Here is a 15888-nt window from a genome sequence, read left to right as displayed (position 1 = left end):
TTCCGTTCGGAAAGTGTTAGCAAATACGTGTTAGGCCGCTTGAAAGGTCAACGGTCGTCGCAAGAATTGCGTGGCACGGCTGCTGACCTTTTTGGGGTCGCCCGTGGTCAGGAAAGCCGCCTCGCCCGTGCCCAGCATATTGGGGTGACGCTTAAGATAGTCGCTCAGACTATGGGCGACCAGATTGGCCTGACTGAACACTTTGACATCGGGGCCAAGCGCGTCCTGAAAGGTTTCCTGCATCAGCGGGTAATGGGTGCAACCCAGAATGGCAGCTTCGGGCGCGGGCATCTTGCGTTTCAGCGCGTCCACATGGCTGCGCACCAGCGCTTCGGCGAGGATGAAGTCACCGTCCTCGATCGCATCCACGACACCCCCACAGGCCTGCGCTTCGACATCGACGCCGATCGCCCGAAAGGCCAGTTCACGCTGGAACGCACGGCTTGCCACTGTTGCGGGCGTCGCAAACAGCGCCACGTGCTTGAGATCCACCTCGCGCGGGGGGGAATTGTCGCCCCACTGGCGTTCTGTCATCGCCTCGATCAGCGGCACAAAGACGCCCAACACGCGCTTGTCCGACGGGATCCACCCTTCCTGCATCCGGCGTAGCGCCGCGGCAGAGGCCGTGTTGCACGCCAGGATCACCAGATCGCAGCCCGCATCGAACAGACGCTGGGTTGCAGCAGTGGTCAGGTTATAAATGTCATCCGCATTACGCACACCGTAGGGCGCATGGGCGCTATCGGCCAAATACACGAAATCCACATCCGGTAGCTGTGCCTGCACGGCATCCCAAACGGTCAGCCCGCCTAGCCCAGAATCGAAAATACCAACTGCCATAACACCTTGCCGTCACCTGTCGGCACGATGCCGATCTTCAAATTCAAACCCCAGATCAAAGGATTTTGCCGGGTCTGGTGACAACTCATACGTCGCTTTGCGCAGGAAATCCATCATAGCTTTTGCGTCTTTTGCCATGGGGTCCAGCACGTTTCTGCCGATGGGGTCGCCGATGACCACGCGCACGGGCGTGTCGACCCGTTTGCGGAATTCCTTGATCAGCAGTCCCATGCGCAGGGTGTGATGCAGATGGCTGGCAATCTGGAACAGTCGGCTGGTGTGGCCGTCAAAGTAGATCGGCACGACGGTGGCATCCGATTTCGCGATCATGCGGGCGGTAAAGCTGCGCCAGCCCGGGTCCATGGGGCGCGAAAACGGCCGTGCGCTGGTGCTGACGGTGCCCCCCGGAAAGATACCAACCGCGCCACCCTGCCCCAGATACTCCAGCGCGGTCTTGCGCGTGCGCAGGTTCAGCGCCAGCGCGGCCTTGTCCTCGTCAAAACTGATCGGCAGCAAATGGCGGTTCAGGTCGGGCGCGCGGTTAAAGACCGAATGGGCCATGATCTTGAACCCGTCCCGGCGGCGCGCCAACATATGCCCCAGCATCAACCCGTCCAGAATACCGTAAGGATGGTTCGCCAGCGCGATGACAGGCCCCGTTTCAGGGATATTCGCCAGACTGCCCCCCACGACGTCAAGCGTCAGCCCATAGCGCTGCACCATCACGTCAAAGAACCCCATCCCGCGCGCCATGTCGTCTTCATAGCCGGTTGCGCGTTTCATCAGCCCCAACCGACCTGTGCTATTCTCCATCAGGCGGATGAAGGCACGCGCGGGCCGCGATTTGGCGGAATAGGCATAGCTGATGTCACGCGCTGTCAGAGGCCGAAGATCGGGCTGCAAGAGGGTCAAGGTCGGTTCCTTTTCACGGGCTTTGCCTTGCCCTCTAGCAGTGGATCATGACAGTCGCGTGACAGACAGCCCATTCAGCCTACTCTGCCTATTCTGCCGCGCGCGAGGTTTGCGTGCCGCCTGACCGGATAACGGCCAGCAGCTCTTCGCGCCGCTTTGCGGCCTTCGCTTCATTCGACTGTTTCACCGGACCAAAGCCGCGGATCTGCAAGGGAAGCTCTGCCAAGGCGACAATCGCGTCGTGGGTTGCGTCGGTCAGCTTGGGCAGAACATCCTTCATGTCGGCCTCGTATTGCGTGATCAACGACCGCTCCATCCGGCGTTCTTCGGTACGGCCAAAGGGATCGAACGGCGTGCCGCGCAGGAATTTCATCCGCGCCAGCATGTTGAACGGCCCCTCCATCCACGCGCCAAAGGTCCGTTTCATCGGACGGCCATCCGCTCCGGTTTTCGACAGGATCGGTGGCGCAAGATTGAAGGTCAGCTTGGGATCCCCCTCAAAGGCCTCTGCCACTTTGGCACGGGTGGATTTCAACAGGCGCGCGACCTCGTATTCATCCTTATAGGACAAAAGCTTGTGGTAGCCCAAGGCCACGGCCTCTTTCAGGCGCGCGTCGGTAATGCTGTCCACCATGGTGCCATAACGCTTCGCCAGCCGCTTGCCCTGATAGGCGATCAGGTGGTCCTTGCGGAAGGCGATCCGTTCATCCAGCGTTTTCGGCAGGGCGACGACATTGGGCGTCATCACGCGCTTGGCATCTTCGGGGTGCAGCACGGCCCAACGGCCCAGTTCAAACGCACGCAGGTTCCGCTCGACCGCGGCACCGTTCAACGTGATCGCCTGTTGCAAGCTGTCCAGCGACAGCGGGATCAACCCCTGCTGCCACGCCGCGCCGAAGATCATCATGTTCGAATAGATTGAATCCCCCAGCGTCGCCTTCGCCAGATCAGAGGCATCAAACAGCGCGACGTCATCCTTGAGCCGCGCCTCAAGCGCGAGGGTGAGCCGGTCGTAGGGCATCTGGAACTCGGTATCGCGGGTAAACTCGCCCGTGATGATCTGGTGCGAATTCACAACCGCCCCCGTCCGCCCAGCGCGCGTCAGGCCAAGCGTCTTGGTCCCGGCAGAGACAACAAGATCGCCCCCGATCAACGCATCCGCTTCACCCGTTGCCACGCGAATGGCGCTGATGTCTTCGGGACGGTTCGCAATGCGGCAATGGATATGCACGGCACCGCCCTTTTGGGCAAGGCCTGCCATCTCCATCATCCCAGCGCCCTTGCCATCAATCTGCGCGGCTTGCGCCAGCACGGCACCGATGGTCACAACGCCGGTCCCACCAACACCGGTGATCACCACGTTATGCGTGCCATTGATCGCAGGCAGGGTCGGCATGGGCAGGTCGGGGATCTTGACCTCTGTCGTGGGATCCTTGCGGATCTTCGCCCCTTCCAGCGTCACGAAGGACGGGCAGAACCCTTTAACGCACGAGAAATCCTTGTTGCACGAGGATTGATCAATGGCCCGTTTGCGCCCCAGTTCTGTTTCTTCGGGCACGATCGAGACGCAGTTGGACTGCACACCACAATCCCCGCAGCCTTCGCAGACATCAGTATTGATGAACACGCGCTTGTCGGGATCGGGGAACAACCCCCGTTTGCGACGGCGACGTTTCTCGGCGGCACAGGTCTGGATATAGACGATGACGCTGACGCCTTTGTGTTTGGCGAAATTCTCTTGCACGGTCTGCAGGTCCGCACGCTCGTACATCGGCACGCCACCAAAGGCTTTTTCGTCTACGTCTTCTTTCTCGTCATAGACCACGGCGATATTCTTAACGCCCATGGCCTTCACCTCTGCCACGATACGCGGCGCGTCCAGATCGCCTTCGTTGTGCTGGCCACCGGTCATGGCGACGGCATCGTTATAAAGGATCTTGTAGGTGATGTTCGTCTTGGCCGCGATGGCCGCACGGATCGCCAGATTGCCCGAATGGTTGTATGTCCCGTCCCCGAGGTTCTGGAACACATGGTCGCGTGTCGAGAATTTGGATTCACCGATCCAGTTCGCACCTTCCCCTCCCATATGGGTAAAGCCGGTTGTCTCGCGATCCATCCATTGCACCATATAGTGGCAACCGATCCCGGCGTAGGCGCGGCTCCCCTCTGGGAGCTTGGTTGACGAGTTATGCGGACAGCCCGAACAGAAGTAGGGCACACGCGCAGCGATGTCTTCGGCGTTATCGGCACGTCGCGCGGTATCCAGCGCTTCCATACCCGCCTTGATGCCATCGGTGGTCCGGCCTTCCTCGATAAAGATACCGCCCAGCTTTTCGGCAATCCAGATCGGGTCCAGCGCGCCACGGGTGGGGAACAGCTCTTCGCCATGCTCCATCCCGGCACCACCGCCTTTGTGCCAGCCATAGACGCGGCGATGCGTATCCGAGAACAGCGCCTCTTTGATCTGCACCTCGATCAGCTTGCGCTTCTCTTCCACGACGATCACCAGATCGAGCCCTTCGGCCCACTCATGGAACCCCTTCATATCCAGCGGGAAGGTCTGCCCGATCTTATAGAGCGTGATCCCCAGACGTTCGGCTTCGTTCTCGTCGATGTTAAGCAAACTCATGGCGTGGATCACATCCAGCCAGTTCTTGCCGGCTGCCGCGATGCCGATCTTGGCCCCGCGCTTGCCCCACATGCGTTTGTCCATCTTGTTGGCGTGGCTAAACGCCTCTGCGGCAAAGCGCTTATAGTCGATCATCCGCGCTTCTTGCAGATGCGGCGTGTCTTGCAGACGGATGTTCAGCCCACCGTCGGGCATATCGAACTGCGGGGTGACCAGCTTCATTCGGTTCGGGTCACCATTCACGACCGATGTCGCCTCTACGGTGTCCTTCATCGTCTTGAGCCCGACCCACAGCCCGCTGAAACGGCTTAGCGCCCAGCCGTAGATACCGTAATCAAGGATCTCCTGCACACCGGCGGGGCTGACGACGGGCATATAGGCATCCACCATCGCCCATTCGGACTGGTGCAACACGGTAGAGGATTCACCCGTGTGGTCATCCCCCATGGCCATCAGAACACCACCGTTCGCGGACGAGCCCGCCATATTCGCGTGGCGCATCACATCGCCAGAGCGGTCCACACCCGGGCCCTTACCGTACCACAGGCCAAACACACCGTCGTACTTCCCCTCACCGCGCAATTCTGCCTGCTGGCTGCCCCATAGGGCCGTAGCGGCAAGATCTTCGTTCAGGCCCGGTTCGAACACGACGTTATGCGCGGCCAGCGTCTTGGCGGCGCGGTCCATCTGAAGGTCAACGGCCCCCAGTGGCGATCCACGATATCCGGTCACGTATCCGGCGGTATTCAACCCTGCCGCCTTGTCCCGTGCCGCCTGCATCATCGTCAGGCGCACCAACGCCTGCGTGCCGTTCAGCAACACGGGCGATTTCTCGAGGTCATACCGGTCAGTTAGTGAAATTTTTTGCGTACCCATAGCGCGTCCTCCCCTACGTGCAATCAATAGCTATGGCATCACACTAGGTCACAAAAGCTGACCTGTCTAGCGTTGTGTCTGACCCTAGGTCATAAAGCGCCAAGGCGCGGGGCTTGATCTTTTGCACCTCCGCCCGATCTATCCGTGATAAGATAACCGCACATATACCGATGCGCCGCGTCGGAGGGTTGTTTTTAAACTGTAAAACGCGCAAAGATGACCGTTCTTGCGAACACTGCGCTCATTATAAAGGTAGTCCTCATGGATTGGGACAAGCTCAGAATATTTCACGCCGTGGCGGACGCGGGCAGCTTGACCCATGCGGGCGACAAGCTGAATTTGTCGCAATCTGCCGTCAGTCGCCAGATCCGCGGACTGGAAGAGCAGCTGAATACCAACCTGTTCCACCGCCATGCACGCGGCTTGATCCTGACCGAACAAGGCGAGCTGCTGTTCGACGCCACCGTCGCCATGTCCAAACGGCTGGATACCGCCGCTGCGCGCATCCGCGACAGCGAGGAAGAAGTCTTTGGCGAATTGCGTGTCACCACGACCACGGGCTTTGGCACCCTTTGGCTGGCCCCGCGTCTGCCGAAGCTGTACGAGAAATACCCCGACCTCAAGGTCGACCTGATGCTCGAAGAACGCGTCCTTGACCTGCCCATGCGCGAAGCCGATGTCGCCATCCGCATGAAAGAGCCGTCGCAAGCCGATCTGGTCCGCAAGAAGCTGATGATGATCAAGATGTGCATGTACGCCTCGCCCGCCTATCTTGCGGCGAACGGCACGCCCCAGCGGCTTGAGGATATGTCGGACCACCGTCTGATCTGCCAGAACACCGACAGCAACCAGGTGCATGCGGGTCTGAACCTGATCCAGCAGCTTATGATGCATGACGTGCGGTCGATGCTGACGGTGAACAACTACTTTGGCGTATTGCAAGCGGTGATCAACAACCTCGGGATCGGCGTACTGCCCGACTACCTCATCCAAGACTTCCCCGATCTGGTGCAAGTTCTGCCAGAGACCGAGTCGGCGGATGTGCCCGTATTCCTTGCCTACCCCGAAGAATTGCGCGCCTCCAAGCGGGTCGCGGCCTTTAAAGACTTCGTGCAGGACGAGATCATTACCCACCGCAAACTGCTGCGCGAGAAAGAGTCCCACTAGCTATGCGAAAACCGCATAACGGGCATGTCATAGATTAACGATTCCATCCTTGAACCGTGCACGAACGCCACTTAATTGGGCGGTATGAAGACGGGCGGCTCCGCGCCGCTACTTCATACCTCCCTGTTGGACTCGGCCGAGCTTCGTGCTCGGCCTTTTTTTTGGCTATGGCCCTTCACGAGCCTTAGGTCTTTTCCCCGCGCTGCGCTTGATCTAAGAGGTGTGGCATATTGCTAGGGGAAAACGCGCACCATGACCGAACCAGCCATCACCCAAGACCTGATTTCCAGCCACGGCATCAATGCCGAAGAATATCAGCGTATTCTGGATATCATCGGGCGCGAACCCACCTTTACCGAACTGGGCATCTTTTCGGCCATGTGGAACGAACACTGTTCCTACAAATCGTCGAAGAAATGGCTGCGTACCCTACCGACCGAAGGCCCACAGGTGATCTGCGGACCGGGCGAGAATGCGGGCATCGTTGATATCGGCGACGGCCAAGCGCTGGTCTTCAAGATGGAAAGCCACAACCACCCGTCCTACATCGAACCCTATCAGGGTGCGGCAACTGGCGTGGGCGGCATCCTGCGGGACGTCTTCACGATGGGCGCGCGTCCGATCGCGGCGATGAACTCTCTTAGCTTCGGGTCGCCCGACCACCGCAAGACCCGTCAGCTGGTGCATGGCGTGGTCGCGGGTGTGGGCGGCTACGGTAACTGCTTTGGCGTGCCCACGGTGGGCGGCGAAGTGCGCTTTGACACCGCCTATGACGGCAACTGCCTTGTGAATGCCTTTGCCGCGGGTTTGGCCGACACTGACAAGATCTTCTATTCCGCCGCTTCCGGCGTTGGCATGCCAGTCGTTTACCTTGGTGCGAAAACCGGCCGCGACGGTGTGGGCGGCGCGACGATGGCATCGGCCGAGTTCGACGACACCATCGAAGACAAACGTCCCACCGTTCAGGTCGGCGACCCCTTCACCGAAAAGCGCCTGATGGAAGCCACGCTCGAACTGATGGCGACCGGTGCCGTGATTTCGATCCAGGATATGGGTGCGGCAGGCCTGACCTGTTCGGCCGTGGAAATGGGCGACAAGGGCAACCTTGGTGTGCGTCTGGACCTCGAAAAGGTCCCGACCCGCGAACACGCCATGACCGCCTACGAGATGATGCTGTCGGAATCCCAGGAACGGATGCTGATGGTCCTGCGCCCCGAGCTTGAGGCAGAGGCGAAAGCCGTCTTTGACAAATGGGACCTCGATTTCGCCATCGTAGGCGAAACAATCGCCGAGGACCGTTTCTTGATCGTGCACAATGGCGAGGTCAAAGCCGACCTGCCGCTTAAAGCGCTCTCGGGCAACGCGCCCGAATACGATCGCCCCTATGTCGAGACACCAGCAGCCGAACCGCTGTCGGATGTCCCCGGCATCGACCCCATCGACGGGCTGAGCGCGCTGATCTCCAGCCCGAACTACGCGTCCAAAGCCTGGGTGTTTGAACAATACGACACGATGGTCATGGGCGACAGCGCCCGCACCCCCGGTCTGGGATCAGGCATCGTACGAGTGCATGGCACCGACAAGGCGATCGCCTTTACCTCGGATGTGACGCCCCGCTACGTCAAGGCGAACCCTGTCGAAGGCGGCAAACAGGCCGTGGCCGAAGCCTACCGCAACCTCTGTGCCGTGGGGGCGCTGCCGCTGGCGACCACGGACAACCTCAACTTCGGCAACCCCGAAAAGCCCGAGATCATGGGCCAGTTCGTTGGCGCGCTGAAAGGCATCGGCGAAGCGGTTGCCGCGTTGGACATGCCCATCGTGTCGGGCAACGTGTCGCTGTACAACGAAACCGACGGCAAAGGCATTCTGCCCACCCCCACCATTGGCGCGGTCGGCCTGCTGAAGCACACGGACGAGATCATCGGCAAAGAGGTCCGCGAGGGTCATGTCGCTTTGGTTCTGGGGGCCACCGAAGGTCACATCGGGCAATCCGCCCTGCTGCTTGAAGTGTTCAACCGCCGCGATGGCGACGCCCCCCATGTCGATCTGGCGATGGAGAAGGCCCACGGTGAATTCATCCGCGCCAACCGCGCGTTGATCAAAGCCTGCACCGACCTGTCGGACGGCGGTCTGGCACTGGCAGCCTTTGAACTGGCGGACGAGGCCGGCGTCGGCGTGACCCTGGATTCTGCCGATACGCAGGTTCTGTTTGGCGAGGATCAAGCCCGCTATCTGATCGCCTGTAACTTCGATCAGGCCGAAGCCCTGATGATCGCCGCGCAAAACGCCGGCCTGCATCTGGAAAGCGTCGGCAAGTTCGGCGGGGATCAAGTGAACTTCGGCGGCGTCAAAGCGCCTTTGGCTGACCTGTCGGCGACCTATCGCGGGGCTTTTGCCGAAACCTTCGCCTAAGGGGTCGCCCCCATCATCTGCATCAATCGCGTTTTCTCGCCCCGGTCATCGGGGCGGGAGATCACCTCTGCCAGTTCTTGCAACGACGCAATCGAGTGACCGGCCCGAAAACTGTCGGTGAAGGGCAGCATCGCACGGATACCCGCCGCTTTGGGCGCGAACCCGTCCCACCGCAGCAGCGGATTTAGCCAGATCAGCCGACGTGCGGACAGATGCAACCGCTGCATCTGTCGCGCCAGATCATCGGGCGCATCGCGGTCCAGCCCATCAGTGATCAACAGCACAACCGCACCCTGCCCCATGACCCGCCGCGACCAATCGCGGTTGAACGCCTCAATACAGGCCCCGATACGCGTGCCGCCCTCCCAATCCTGCGCCTCTGCCCCCGCCGCCTTGAGCGCTGCATCCACGTCGCGTGTCGCCAGATGGCGGGTGATATTGGTCAGCCGCGTGCCAAAGGTAAACGCATGCACCTGCGCCCACCCCGCGCCCTTGGCATTGCTCACCGCGTGCAGGAAATGCAGCACCATGCGGGAATATTGGCTCATGGAACCGGAGATATCACAAAGCACCACCAGATTGGGATAGCGTGGGCGCGGGGTTTTCAGCACCAGCTTGTCCATCTCTCCGCCCCGGCGCAACGCGGCCCGCAGGCTGCGCCCCGCGTCGATCCGCCCCCTCGGCGACGTCATGGCACGGCGTGACGGTATGGGTTTGACCGGCAAGCGCAACCGCGCCAGCATCTTCTTGGCCTCCGCCACCTCCGCGAGGCTCATCAATTCGAAATCAAGACTGCGCAGCCGTTCTTGCGAGGACATGGTCAGGCTGGCATCGACCTCGATCTCTGTCTCGCCTTCGTCTTGCGGTTCTTCGCGGTCGCGTTCCGGCGCTTCGGCACCGTCCAGCAACGCCTCTGCCGCGCGTTTCTCGGCGGCTTGAGCGGGCCGGTCTTCCTGCACCCCACGGATCGCGGGCAGCATCGCGGCCATCATATGTTCCAGATACCGCGGGTCGCGCCAATAAAGCCGGAAGAGCTGCGCAAAGATGGTCCGGTGTTCAGGACGATTCACAAAGCAGGCGTGCAGCGTCCAGTAGAAATCGGTTTTGTCGGTGAACCCCGCCACCTCTACCGCGCGGATCGCGTCGATCACGCGGCCGGGACCAATGGGCAGGCCGGCGCGGCGCAGGGCACGGGCGAAATGGGTGATATTGCCGGCAAGTTTGGGGTTATCGGGCAGATCCAGGGGCAGATGTTCCATCAGCTCGGCCGCCGCCGGGGGCTGTCGGCCCCCGGACCCCCGAGGATATTAGACCATTTGGAAGCGGCAGTATCCGTCAAGGGGTCGCGTCCAGCGTGGCTTTGGCTTGATCGAGGATGCGTTTCGCCTCTGATCCTTGCAGTTTGGCGATATCATCCTGGTATTTCAGGATCGCCCCAAGCGTATCCGCAATGGTTTCGGGGCTGAGGTTGATCACATCCAGCGCCAGGAGACATTTTGCCCAATCAATGGTTTCGGCCACGCCGGGCTTCTTGAACAGGTCCTCGGTCCGAAGGTGCTGGACAAAGGCCACGACCTCGCGGCTGAGCGCGGCTGAGGCTTCGGGGGCGCGGGCGGCCAGAATCTCCATCTCGCGGGGAAAATCGGGATAATCGACCCAGTGATAAAGACAGCGGCGTTTGAGCGCGTCATGCACCTCGCGCGTGCGGTTCGAGGTCAGGATCACAATGGGGGGCTCGGGAGCCTTGATCGTGCCGAGTTCGGGGATCGTGACCTGAAAATCGCTGAGCGCCTCAAGCAGGAAGGCTTCGAACGGGGCGTCCGTGCGGTCAAGCTCGTCGATCAACAGGATGGGCGCACCGCGTCCGTCAGGGCGCATCGCTTCAAGCAAGGGGCGTTCGATCAGAAAGTCGTCGCTAAAGAGTTCTGTTGTGAGCTGCTGTCGCGAGCGATCGCCGGTGGCCTCAGCCGTGCGGATTGCCACCATCTGGGCAGGGAAGTTCCATTCGTAGACCGCCGTGGCGGCGTCCAGCCCTTCATAGCATTGCAACCGGATCAACTTGCGGTCCAAGGCCAGGGCCAATGCTTTGGCGATCTCTGTCTTGCCGACGCCTGCCTCTCCCTCGAGGAACAGCGGCCGGCCCAAGGTCAGGCTCAGGAACACCACCGTGGCCAAAGGCCGCCCGCAGACATATCCCTGCCCCGCAAGCAGCTCTTGCACGGCGTCGATCGAAGGGGGCAGTTGCATGGCATTCTCCGGTTGTGATTGGGACGAGTGGTGCATTCTGATCCCGCGCGGTCAAGGGGTCTGCACGGGGTTCAACAGACTCTATGCCTTGGAGCGACCACAGAATGTGCTATAAATGTGCTTCAAATCTCCGCATTTTCGCCTTAATGCGCCGATACCTCAGACCAAAAGCCAGGGGTTTCCTGTGCCCAGATACGATTGAGGAAGTTTACCATGATCGATACCGCCGTAACGCTCGACACGTCTTTTGAGGACTATTCCAAAAGCGAGTGGATGGATGCTGTGAAGCAGGTCGCGCAGAATGGCGGGTTCTATGAAGCGCTCGGGTCACGACACCACGCGATGTTTCTGGAAAAATCCTCTACCCTGCTGGTCAGCTTTGAAACCATCAACGGGATGCGCGCCTTGTCATCGATGGCGCATCCATTGGGCTGGGAAATGGTGCGCAGCGAAGGTTGGTCGCATCTTTGTCTGGCGTCTGAAGGGGACACATGGTTCCGGGACGCGCCCGTTTATGCGTTTTTCGACCGGCTGATCGACGATGGCTTTTTCGACGGCTTTGACCGCGTGGTCTTTTATGGCGCGGGTCCGGGCGGCTATGCGGCTGCGGCATTCTCTGTCGCGGCACCGGGCGCAATGGTCGTTGCCATCCAGCCGCAAGCGACGCTGGACCCCAGCGTGACCGAATGGGACGATCGCTTTGTCGAGATGCGGCGCACGGATTTCACCTCCCGGTTCGGATATGCCCCCGATATGCTGGACGCGGCCGAGGCCGCTTTTGTGATCTATGACCCGACTGTGCCGCTGGACGCGATGCACGCCAGCCTCTTTACCCGCCCCAATGTGACCAAACTTCGGATGCGGCGCATGGGCACGGCGCTGCAATCGAAACTGCTGGAGCTTGACCAGTTCGAAAACCTGCTGACCCTTGCAGCCGATGGCGAGCTGACAATCGCGAGCTTTGCACGCATCGCCCGGGCGCGCCGCGATCACCGCCCCTATCTGAAGGGCCTGCTTGCCGCGCTGGAACGCGAGCAGCGCGATCCGTTGACGCTCACGCTTTGCAATTTCGTGACAGGGCACATGTCGGCCCCTCGGTTTGTCCGGCGCAAAAAGCAGTTAGAGGCCGAACTGGCCCTGCGCGTCGCACAGGAAAACGGGACTGCAGAGGAACAGGATACGCAATCGCAGGATGCAGCCAAAACCACCGGCTGACGGTTGCTGCGGTTCCTTTGACCAACCCGAGACTAGCGCGCCCGCACGCCCTGTGCTAGCGGGGAGCCCATGACACAGACCCTCACGCTTCGACGCCCCGATGATTGGCACCTGCACCTGCGCGACGGCGCGATGCTGGACGCCGTGTTGCCCCATACCGCCGCGCATTTTGCCCGCGCCATCATCATGCCCAATCTGGTGCCCCCGGTGGTGCGCGGTGCCGATGCGGCCGCCTACCGCGATCGTATCCTCGCGGCACTGCCCGAGGGCGCGGAGTTCAAACCGCTGATGACCCTTTATCTGACCGAGGATACCGATCCCGACGATGTGGCCGCCGCCCATGCCAGCGGGTTGATCACCGCGGTCAAGCTCTACCCCGCCGGTGCGACGACAAATTCAGCCAGCGGCGTGTCGAACTTTGACAATGTTGCGCCCGTGCTGGAACGCATGGCCGAGATCGGCCTGCCCCTGTGCACCCATGGCGAGGTCACCGACCCCGAGATCGACATTTTCGACCGCGAGGCCGTGTTCATCGACCGCGTGCTTGACCCGATCCGCACCCGTCATGCGGGGCTGAAAGTCGTCATGGAGCATATTACCACCGCCGACGCCGCCCAATATGTCACGGAAAGCACCGGTAATCTGGGCGCGACCATCACCACGCACCATCTGGTGATCAACCGCAACCATATCCTCGCCGGTGGGATCAAACCGCATTACTACTGCCTGCCCGTCGCCAAACGCGAGAGCCACCGTCTGGCCCTGCGCGCTGCCGCGACTTCGGGCGACGCGCGCTTCTTTCTGGGCACGGATTCCGCGCCGCATACGGACGCGAACAAGCTGCTGCCCTGCGGCTGTGCCGGCTGCTTTACCGCGCCCAATACGATGTCGATCCTGGCCGAGGTCTTTGAACAGGAAGACGCGCTGGACCAATTGGAACGGTTTACCTCGCTGAACGGGCCGGATTTCTACGGGCTGGCCCCGAACGAGGCGACGATGACGCTGACCCGCACACCGGCGACCTACCCCGATCACATCGACACGCCCGACGGGCCGGTCACCGTGTTCGATCCGATGATGCCGCTGAACTGGTCCGTCACCGACTGACGCCCCCCCCCAGTACCAAAGACAGTTTGCCGGTCGCAGCAGGATGAGACCGACCACCACCGCCCTCAACGCCAAGGCCCCAAAAGGAACGCATGACATGATCCCCACCAGCTACCCCGACTCTACCGAAATGGCGCGCTTGACCGCGCGGATGTTGCTGGAGATCAAGGCCGTTCATTTCAACGCGGCAGAGCCCTTTACCCTCGCCTCCGGCCTGCCGAGCCCGACCTATATCGATTGCCGCAAGCTGATCAGCTATCCGCGCATCCGCGCCACCTTGATGGACTTCCTGACCGTCACAGTGATGCGCGAAGCGGGGTTCGAGGCGTTTGACAATATCGCGGGCGGTGAAACCGCGGGCATCCCCTTTGCCGCGATGGTGGCCGAGCGCATGGCGCTGCCCATGACCTATGTGCGCAAGAAGCCCAAAGGCTATGGCCGCAACGCCCGCATTGAAGGAGAAATGACCGAAGGCCAACGCGTTTTGCTGGTCGAGGATCTAACCACCGATGGCGGCTCGAAGATCAGCTTTGTCGACGCGATTCGCGATACCGGTGCAACCTGCGCGCATACGGCAGTGATCTTTTACTACGGTATTTTTCCGCAGACAGAAAAGACCTTGGGCGATCACGGGGTTACGTTGCACAGCCTGTGCACCTGGTGGGATGTGCTGGCCGAGGCCAAAGCGCAGAACGCATTTGACACAGAAACCCTGACGGAAGTCGAAGCCTTCCTGAACGCCCCCGAAGCGTGGCAGGATGCGCGGAAAAAAACCTAAGCAATCCACATGATATTGTGTCGCGTGGTGTAAAATCACGCGACATATGCTACGCTAGCGCAGAGATCAGGTTATCCACAGCTTATAAAGATTGCGGGATGACGGGCGGCTCGGGTAGATAAGCCTCGGGTCATTAATCAGTGGGGCAACACGTAGCATGAACGAGATTTCAAGCATCGACGGTAACCAGCTAACGGTTCAAGCGGCCGAGACAATGCCGCATTCCATCGAAGCGGAACAGCAGTTGTTGGGCGCGATCCTGACCAACAACGATATCTACGACCGCGTGGCGTCTGTCATCGGTCCCAAGCATTTTTACGACCCCGTTCACGCCCGTATTTTCGAGATCGCCGCCGCGCGGATCGCCAAGAACAACCTTGCCTCCCCCGTGACGCTCAAGGCGTTTATGGAGGATGACGAAGGGCTGAAAGAACTGGGCGGCCCCGCCTATCTGGTGCGCCTTGCCGGTGCCGCGATCAGCGCCTTTGCCGTGCGCGACTATGCGCAGATGATCTATGATCTGGCGGTGCGTCGCGACCTGATCCAGCTGGGCCGTGACATCGCGGCCAAAGCCGCACAGGTCGATGTCGCGTCAGAGCCGCGCGAACAGATCGTCGAGGCCGAACAAAAGCTCTATAAGCTCGCAGAGCAGGGTCAGACCGAAAGCGGTTTCCAGAGCTTTCTCAAAGCCGTGACCGATGCGGTCAACGTGGCCAATGCGGCCTACCAACGCGACGGTGGCCTATCCGGTGTCTCTACCGGTCTGATTGATATGGATAAAAAGCTGGGCGGCTTGCACCCCTCTGACCTTTTGATCCTTGCCGGTCGTCCGTCGATGGGGAAAACCTCGCTTGCAACGAACATCGCCTTCAACGTCGCCAAAGCCTACCGCCGTGGCACCTTGCATGACGGCACCGAAGGCGCTGTAGATGGTGGCGTTGTCGGGTTCTACAGCCTCGAGATGAGCGCGGAACAGTTGGCTGCGCGTATCCTGTCCGAAGCGGCCGAAATCCCGTCCCACCAGATCCGGTCGGGTGATATGACAGAGACCGAATTCCGCCGTTTCGTCGATGCCGCCAAAGCGCTGGAAGCCTGCCCGCTGTATATCGATGACACGCCCGCCCTGCCGATCAGCCAGCTGGCCGCCCGTGCGCGACGGCTCAAGCGGACCCACGGGCTGGACGTGTTGATTATCGACTATCTCCAGCTGGTGCGCGGGACGGGCAAAGGCGAAAACCGGGTGAATGAAATCTCGGAAATCACCATGGGCCTCAAGGCCATCGCGAAAGAGCTCAACATCCCCGTGATCGCCCTGTCGCAGCTGTCGCGTCAGGTGGAAAACCGCGAAGATAAGCGCCCGCAGCTGTCGGACTTGCGTGAATCCGGGTCGATCGAACAGGATGCCGACGTCGTGATGTTCGTGTTCCGCGAGGAATACTATAAGGAACGCGAAAAGCCCGGCGATCACGAGCTGGATAAAATGGCGATCTGGCAGGAAGAGATGGAGCGTCTGCACGGTCGTGCCGAGGTGGTCATCGGCAAGCAGCGTCACGGCCCGATTGGTACTGTCGATCTCAGCTTCGAAGGACGCTACACCCGCTTTGGTAACCTTGTGAAACCGTGGCAGAGTGAAAATGGCGGCGGCGATCAGGAGTTCTGATCGCCACACCCCTTTAATTTAATGAATACACGCTATGTGCGGAGG

Annotated in this window: 11 protein-coding genes; 6 read left to right on the top strand and 5 right to left on the bottom strand. The window is 60.6% G+C overall.

Annotation, left to right across the window (positions count from 1 at the left end):
- Positions 1-30: 30 nt before the first annotated feature.
- From IV89_RS07730 to IV89_RS07720, 3 genes are all read right to left on the bottom strand, one after another.
- Positions 31-840, bottom strand: coding sequence for an aspartate/glutamate racemase family protein (locus IV89_RS07730; RefSeq protein ID WP_005853874.1), 810 nt, complete (start codon positions 838-840; stop codon positions 31-33).
- 12 nt (positions 841-852) lie between these two features.
- Positions 853-1752, bottom strand: coding sequence for a lysophospholipid acyltransferase family protein (locus IV89_RS07725; RefSeq protein ID WP_051843964.1), 900 nt, complete (start codon positions 1750-1752; stop codon positions 853-855).
- Positions 1753-1840: 88 nt separating this feature from the next.
- Positions 1841-5257: an indolepyruvate ferredoxin oxidoreductase family protein gene (locus IV89_RS07720; RefSeq protein WP_037944434.1), complete on the bottom strand. Its 3417-nt coding sequence runs from the start codon at positions 5255-5257 to the stop codon at positions 1841-1843.
- A gap of 261 nt (positions 5258-5518) precedes the next feature.
- Here IV89_RS07720 and IV89_RS07715 point away from each other — a divergent pair, with 261 nt between their 5' ends.
- Positions 5519-6424, top strand: a complete 906-nt coding sequence (locus IV89_RS07715) for a LysR family transcriptional regulator (RefSeq protein ID WP_005853880.1) — start codon at positions 5519-5521, stop codon at positions 6422-6424.
- Positions 6425-6676: 252 nt separating this feature from the next.
- Complete coding sequence (gene purL / locus IV89_RS07710) at positions 6677-8836, top strand: phosphoribosylformylglycinamidine synthase subunit PurL (protein ID WP_037944435.1); 2160 nt, start codon at positions 6677-6679, stop codon at positions 8834-8836.
- On the opposite strand, the gene IV89_RS07705 is transcribed toward purL, so the two are convergent.
- Both IV89_RS07705 and IV89_RS07700 read right to left on the bottom strand, forming a co-directional pair.
- On the bottom strand, positions 8833-10095 hold the full coding sequence (locus IV89_RS07705) for a VWA domain-containing protein (protein WP_037944436.1): 1263 nt from the start codon (positions 10093-10095) through the stop codon (positions 8833-8835). The two genes, purL and IV89_RS07705, sit on opposite strands and share 4 nt — an antisense overlap.
- A gap of 76 nt (positions 10096-10171) precedes the next feature.
- On the bottom strand, positions 10172-11083 hold the full coding sequence (locus IV89_RS07700) for a MoxR family ATPase (RefSeq protein WP_037944437.1): 912 nt from the start codon (positions 11081-11083) through the stop codon (positions 10172-10174).
- A 213-nt stretch (positions 11084-11296) separates the two neighbouring features.
- Between IV89_RS07700 and IV89_RS07695 the strand changes: the two genes are divergently transcribed.
- The 4 genes from IV89_RS07695 to IV89_RS07680 all read left to right on the top strand — a co-directional run bounded on the left by IV89_RS07695 (position 11297) and on the right by IV89_RS07680 (position 15843).
- Positions 11297-12298: a hypothetical protein gene (locus IV89_RS07695; RefSeq protein ID WP_037944438.1), complete on the top strand. Its 1002-nt coding sequence runs from the start codon at positions 11297-11299 to the stop codon at positions 12296-12298.
- Between the two features lie 69 nt (positions 12299-12367).
- Positions 12368-13405: a dihydroorotase gene (gene pyrC, locus IV89_RS07690; protein WP_037944439.1), complete on the top strand. Its 1038-nt coding sequence runs from the start codon at positions 12368-12370 to the stop codon at positions 13403-13405.
- A gap of 97 nt (positions 13406-13502) precedes the next feature.
- Positions 13503-14183 (top strand): orotate phosphoribosyltransferase, encoded by a 681-nt coding sequence (locus IV89_RS07685; RefSeq protein ID WP_005853893.1) that lies wholly within the window; start codon positions 13503-13505, stop codon positions 14181-14183.
- Between the two features lie 157 nt (positions 14184-14340).
- Positions 14341-15843 (top strand): replicative DNA helicase, encoded by a 1503-nt coding sequence (locus IV89_RS07680; protein WP_005853895.1) that lies wholly within the window; start codon positions 14341-14343, stop codon positions 15841-15843.
- The last annotated feature ends 45 nt before the right edge of the window (positions 15844-15888 follow it).

Origin of the sequence: Sulfitobacter sp. CB2047 (assembly GCF_000735125.2) — a bacterium.
Lineage (GTDB): Bacteria > Pseudomonadota > Alphaproteobacteria > Rhodobacterales > Rhodobacteraceae > Sulfitobacter > Sulfitobacter pontiacus.
This window is presented reverse-complemented; position numbering and strand designations above follow the sequence as displayed.

Excerpts from the sequence above, each read along its gene's own strand:
- purL (WP_037944435.1), top strand. The coding sequence starts at position 6,677 with ATGACCGAACCAGCCATCACCCAAGACCTGATTTCCAGCCACGGCATC.
- IV89_RS07715 (WP_005853880.1), top strand. The coding sequence starts at position 5,519 with ATGGATTGGGACAAGCTCAGAATATTTCACGCCGTGGCGGACGCGGGC.
- IV89_RS07705 (WP_037944436.1), bottom strand. The coding sequence starts at position 10,095 with ATGGAACATCTGCCCCTGGATCTGCCCGATAACCCCAAACTTGCCGGC.
- pyrC (WP_037944439.1), top strand. The coding sequence starts at position 12,368 with ATGACACAGACCCTCACGCTTCGACGCCCCGATGATTGGCACCTGCAC.
- IV89_RS07700 (WP_037944437.1), bottom strand. The coding sequence starts at position 11,083 with ATGCAACTGCCCCCTTCGATCGACGCCGTGCAAGAGCTGCTTGCGGGG.
- IV89_RS07730 (WP_005853874.1), bottom strand. The coding sequence starts at position 840 with ATGGCAGTTGGTATTTTCGATTCTGGGCTAGGCGGGCTGACCGTTTGG.
- IV89_RS07680 (WP_005853895.1), top strand. The coding sequence starts at position 14,341 with ATGAACGAGATTTCAAGCATCGACGGTAACCAGCTAACGGTTCAAGCG.
- IV89_RS07685 (WP_005853893.1), top strand. The coding sequence starts at position 13,503 with ATGATCCCCACCAGCTACCCCGACTCTACCGAAATGGCGCGCTTGACC.
- IV89_RS07695 (WP_037944438.1), top strand. The coding sequence starts at position 11,297 with ATGATCGATACCGCCGTAACGCTCGACACGTCTTTTGAGGACTATTCC.
- IV89_RS07720 (WP_037944434.1), bottom strand. The coding sequence starts at position 5,257 with ATGGGTACGCAAAAAATTTCACTAACTGACCGGTATGACCTCGAGAAA.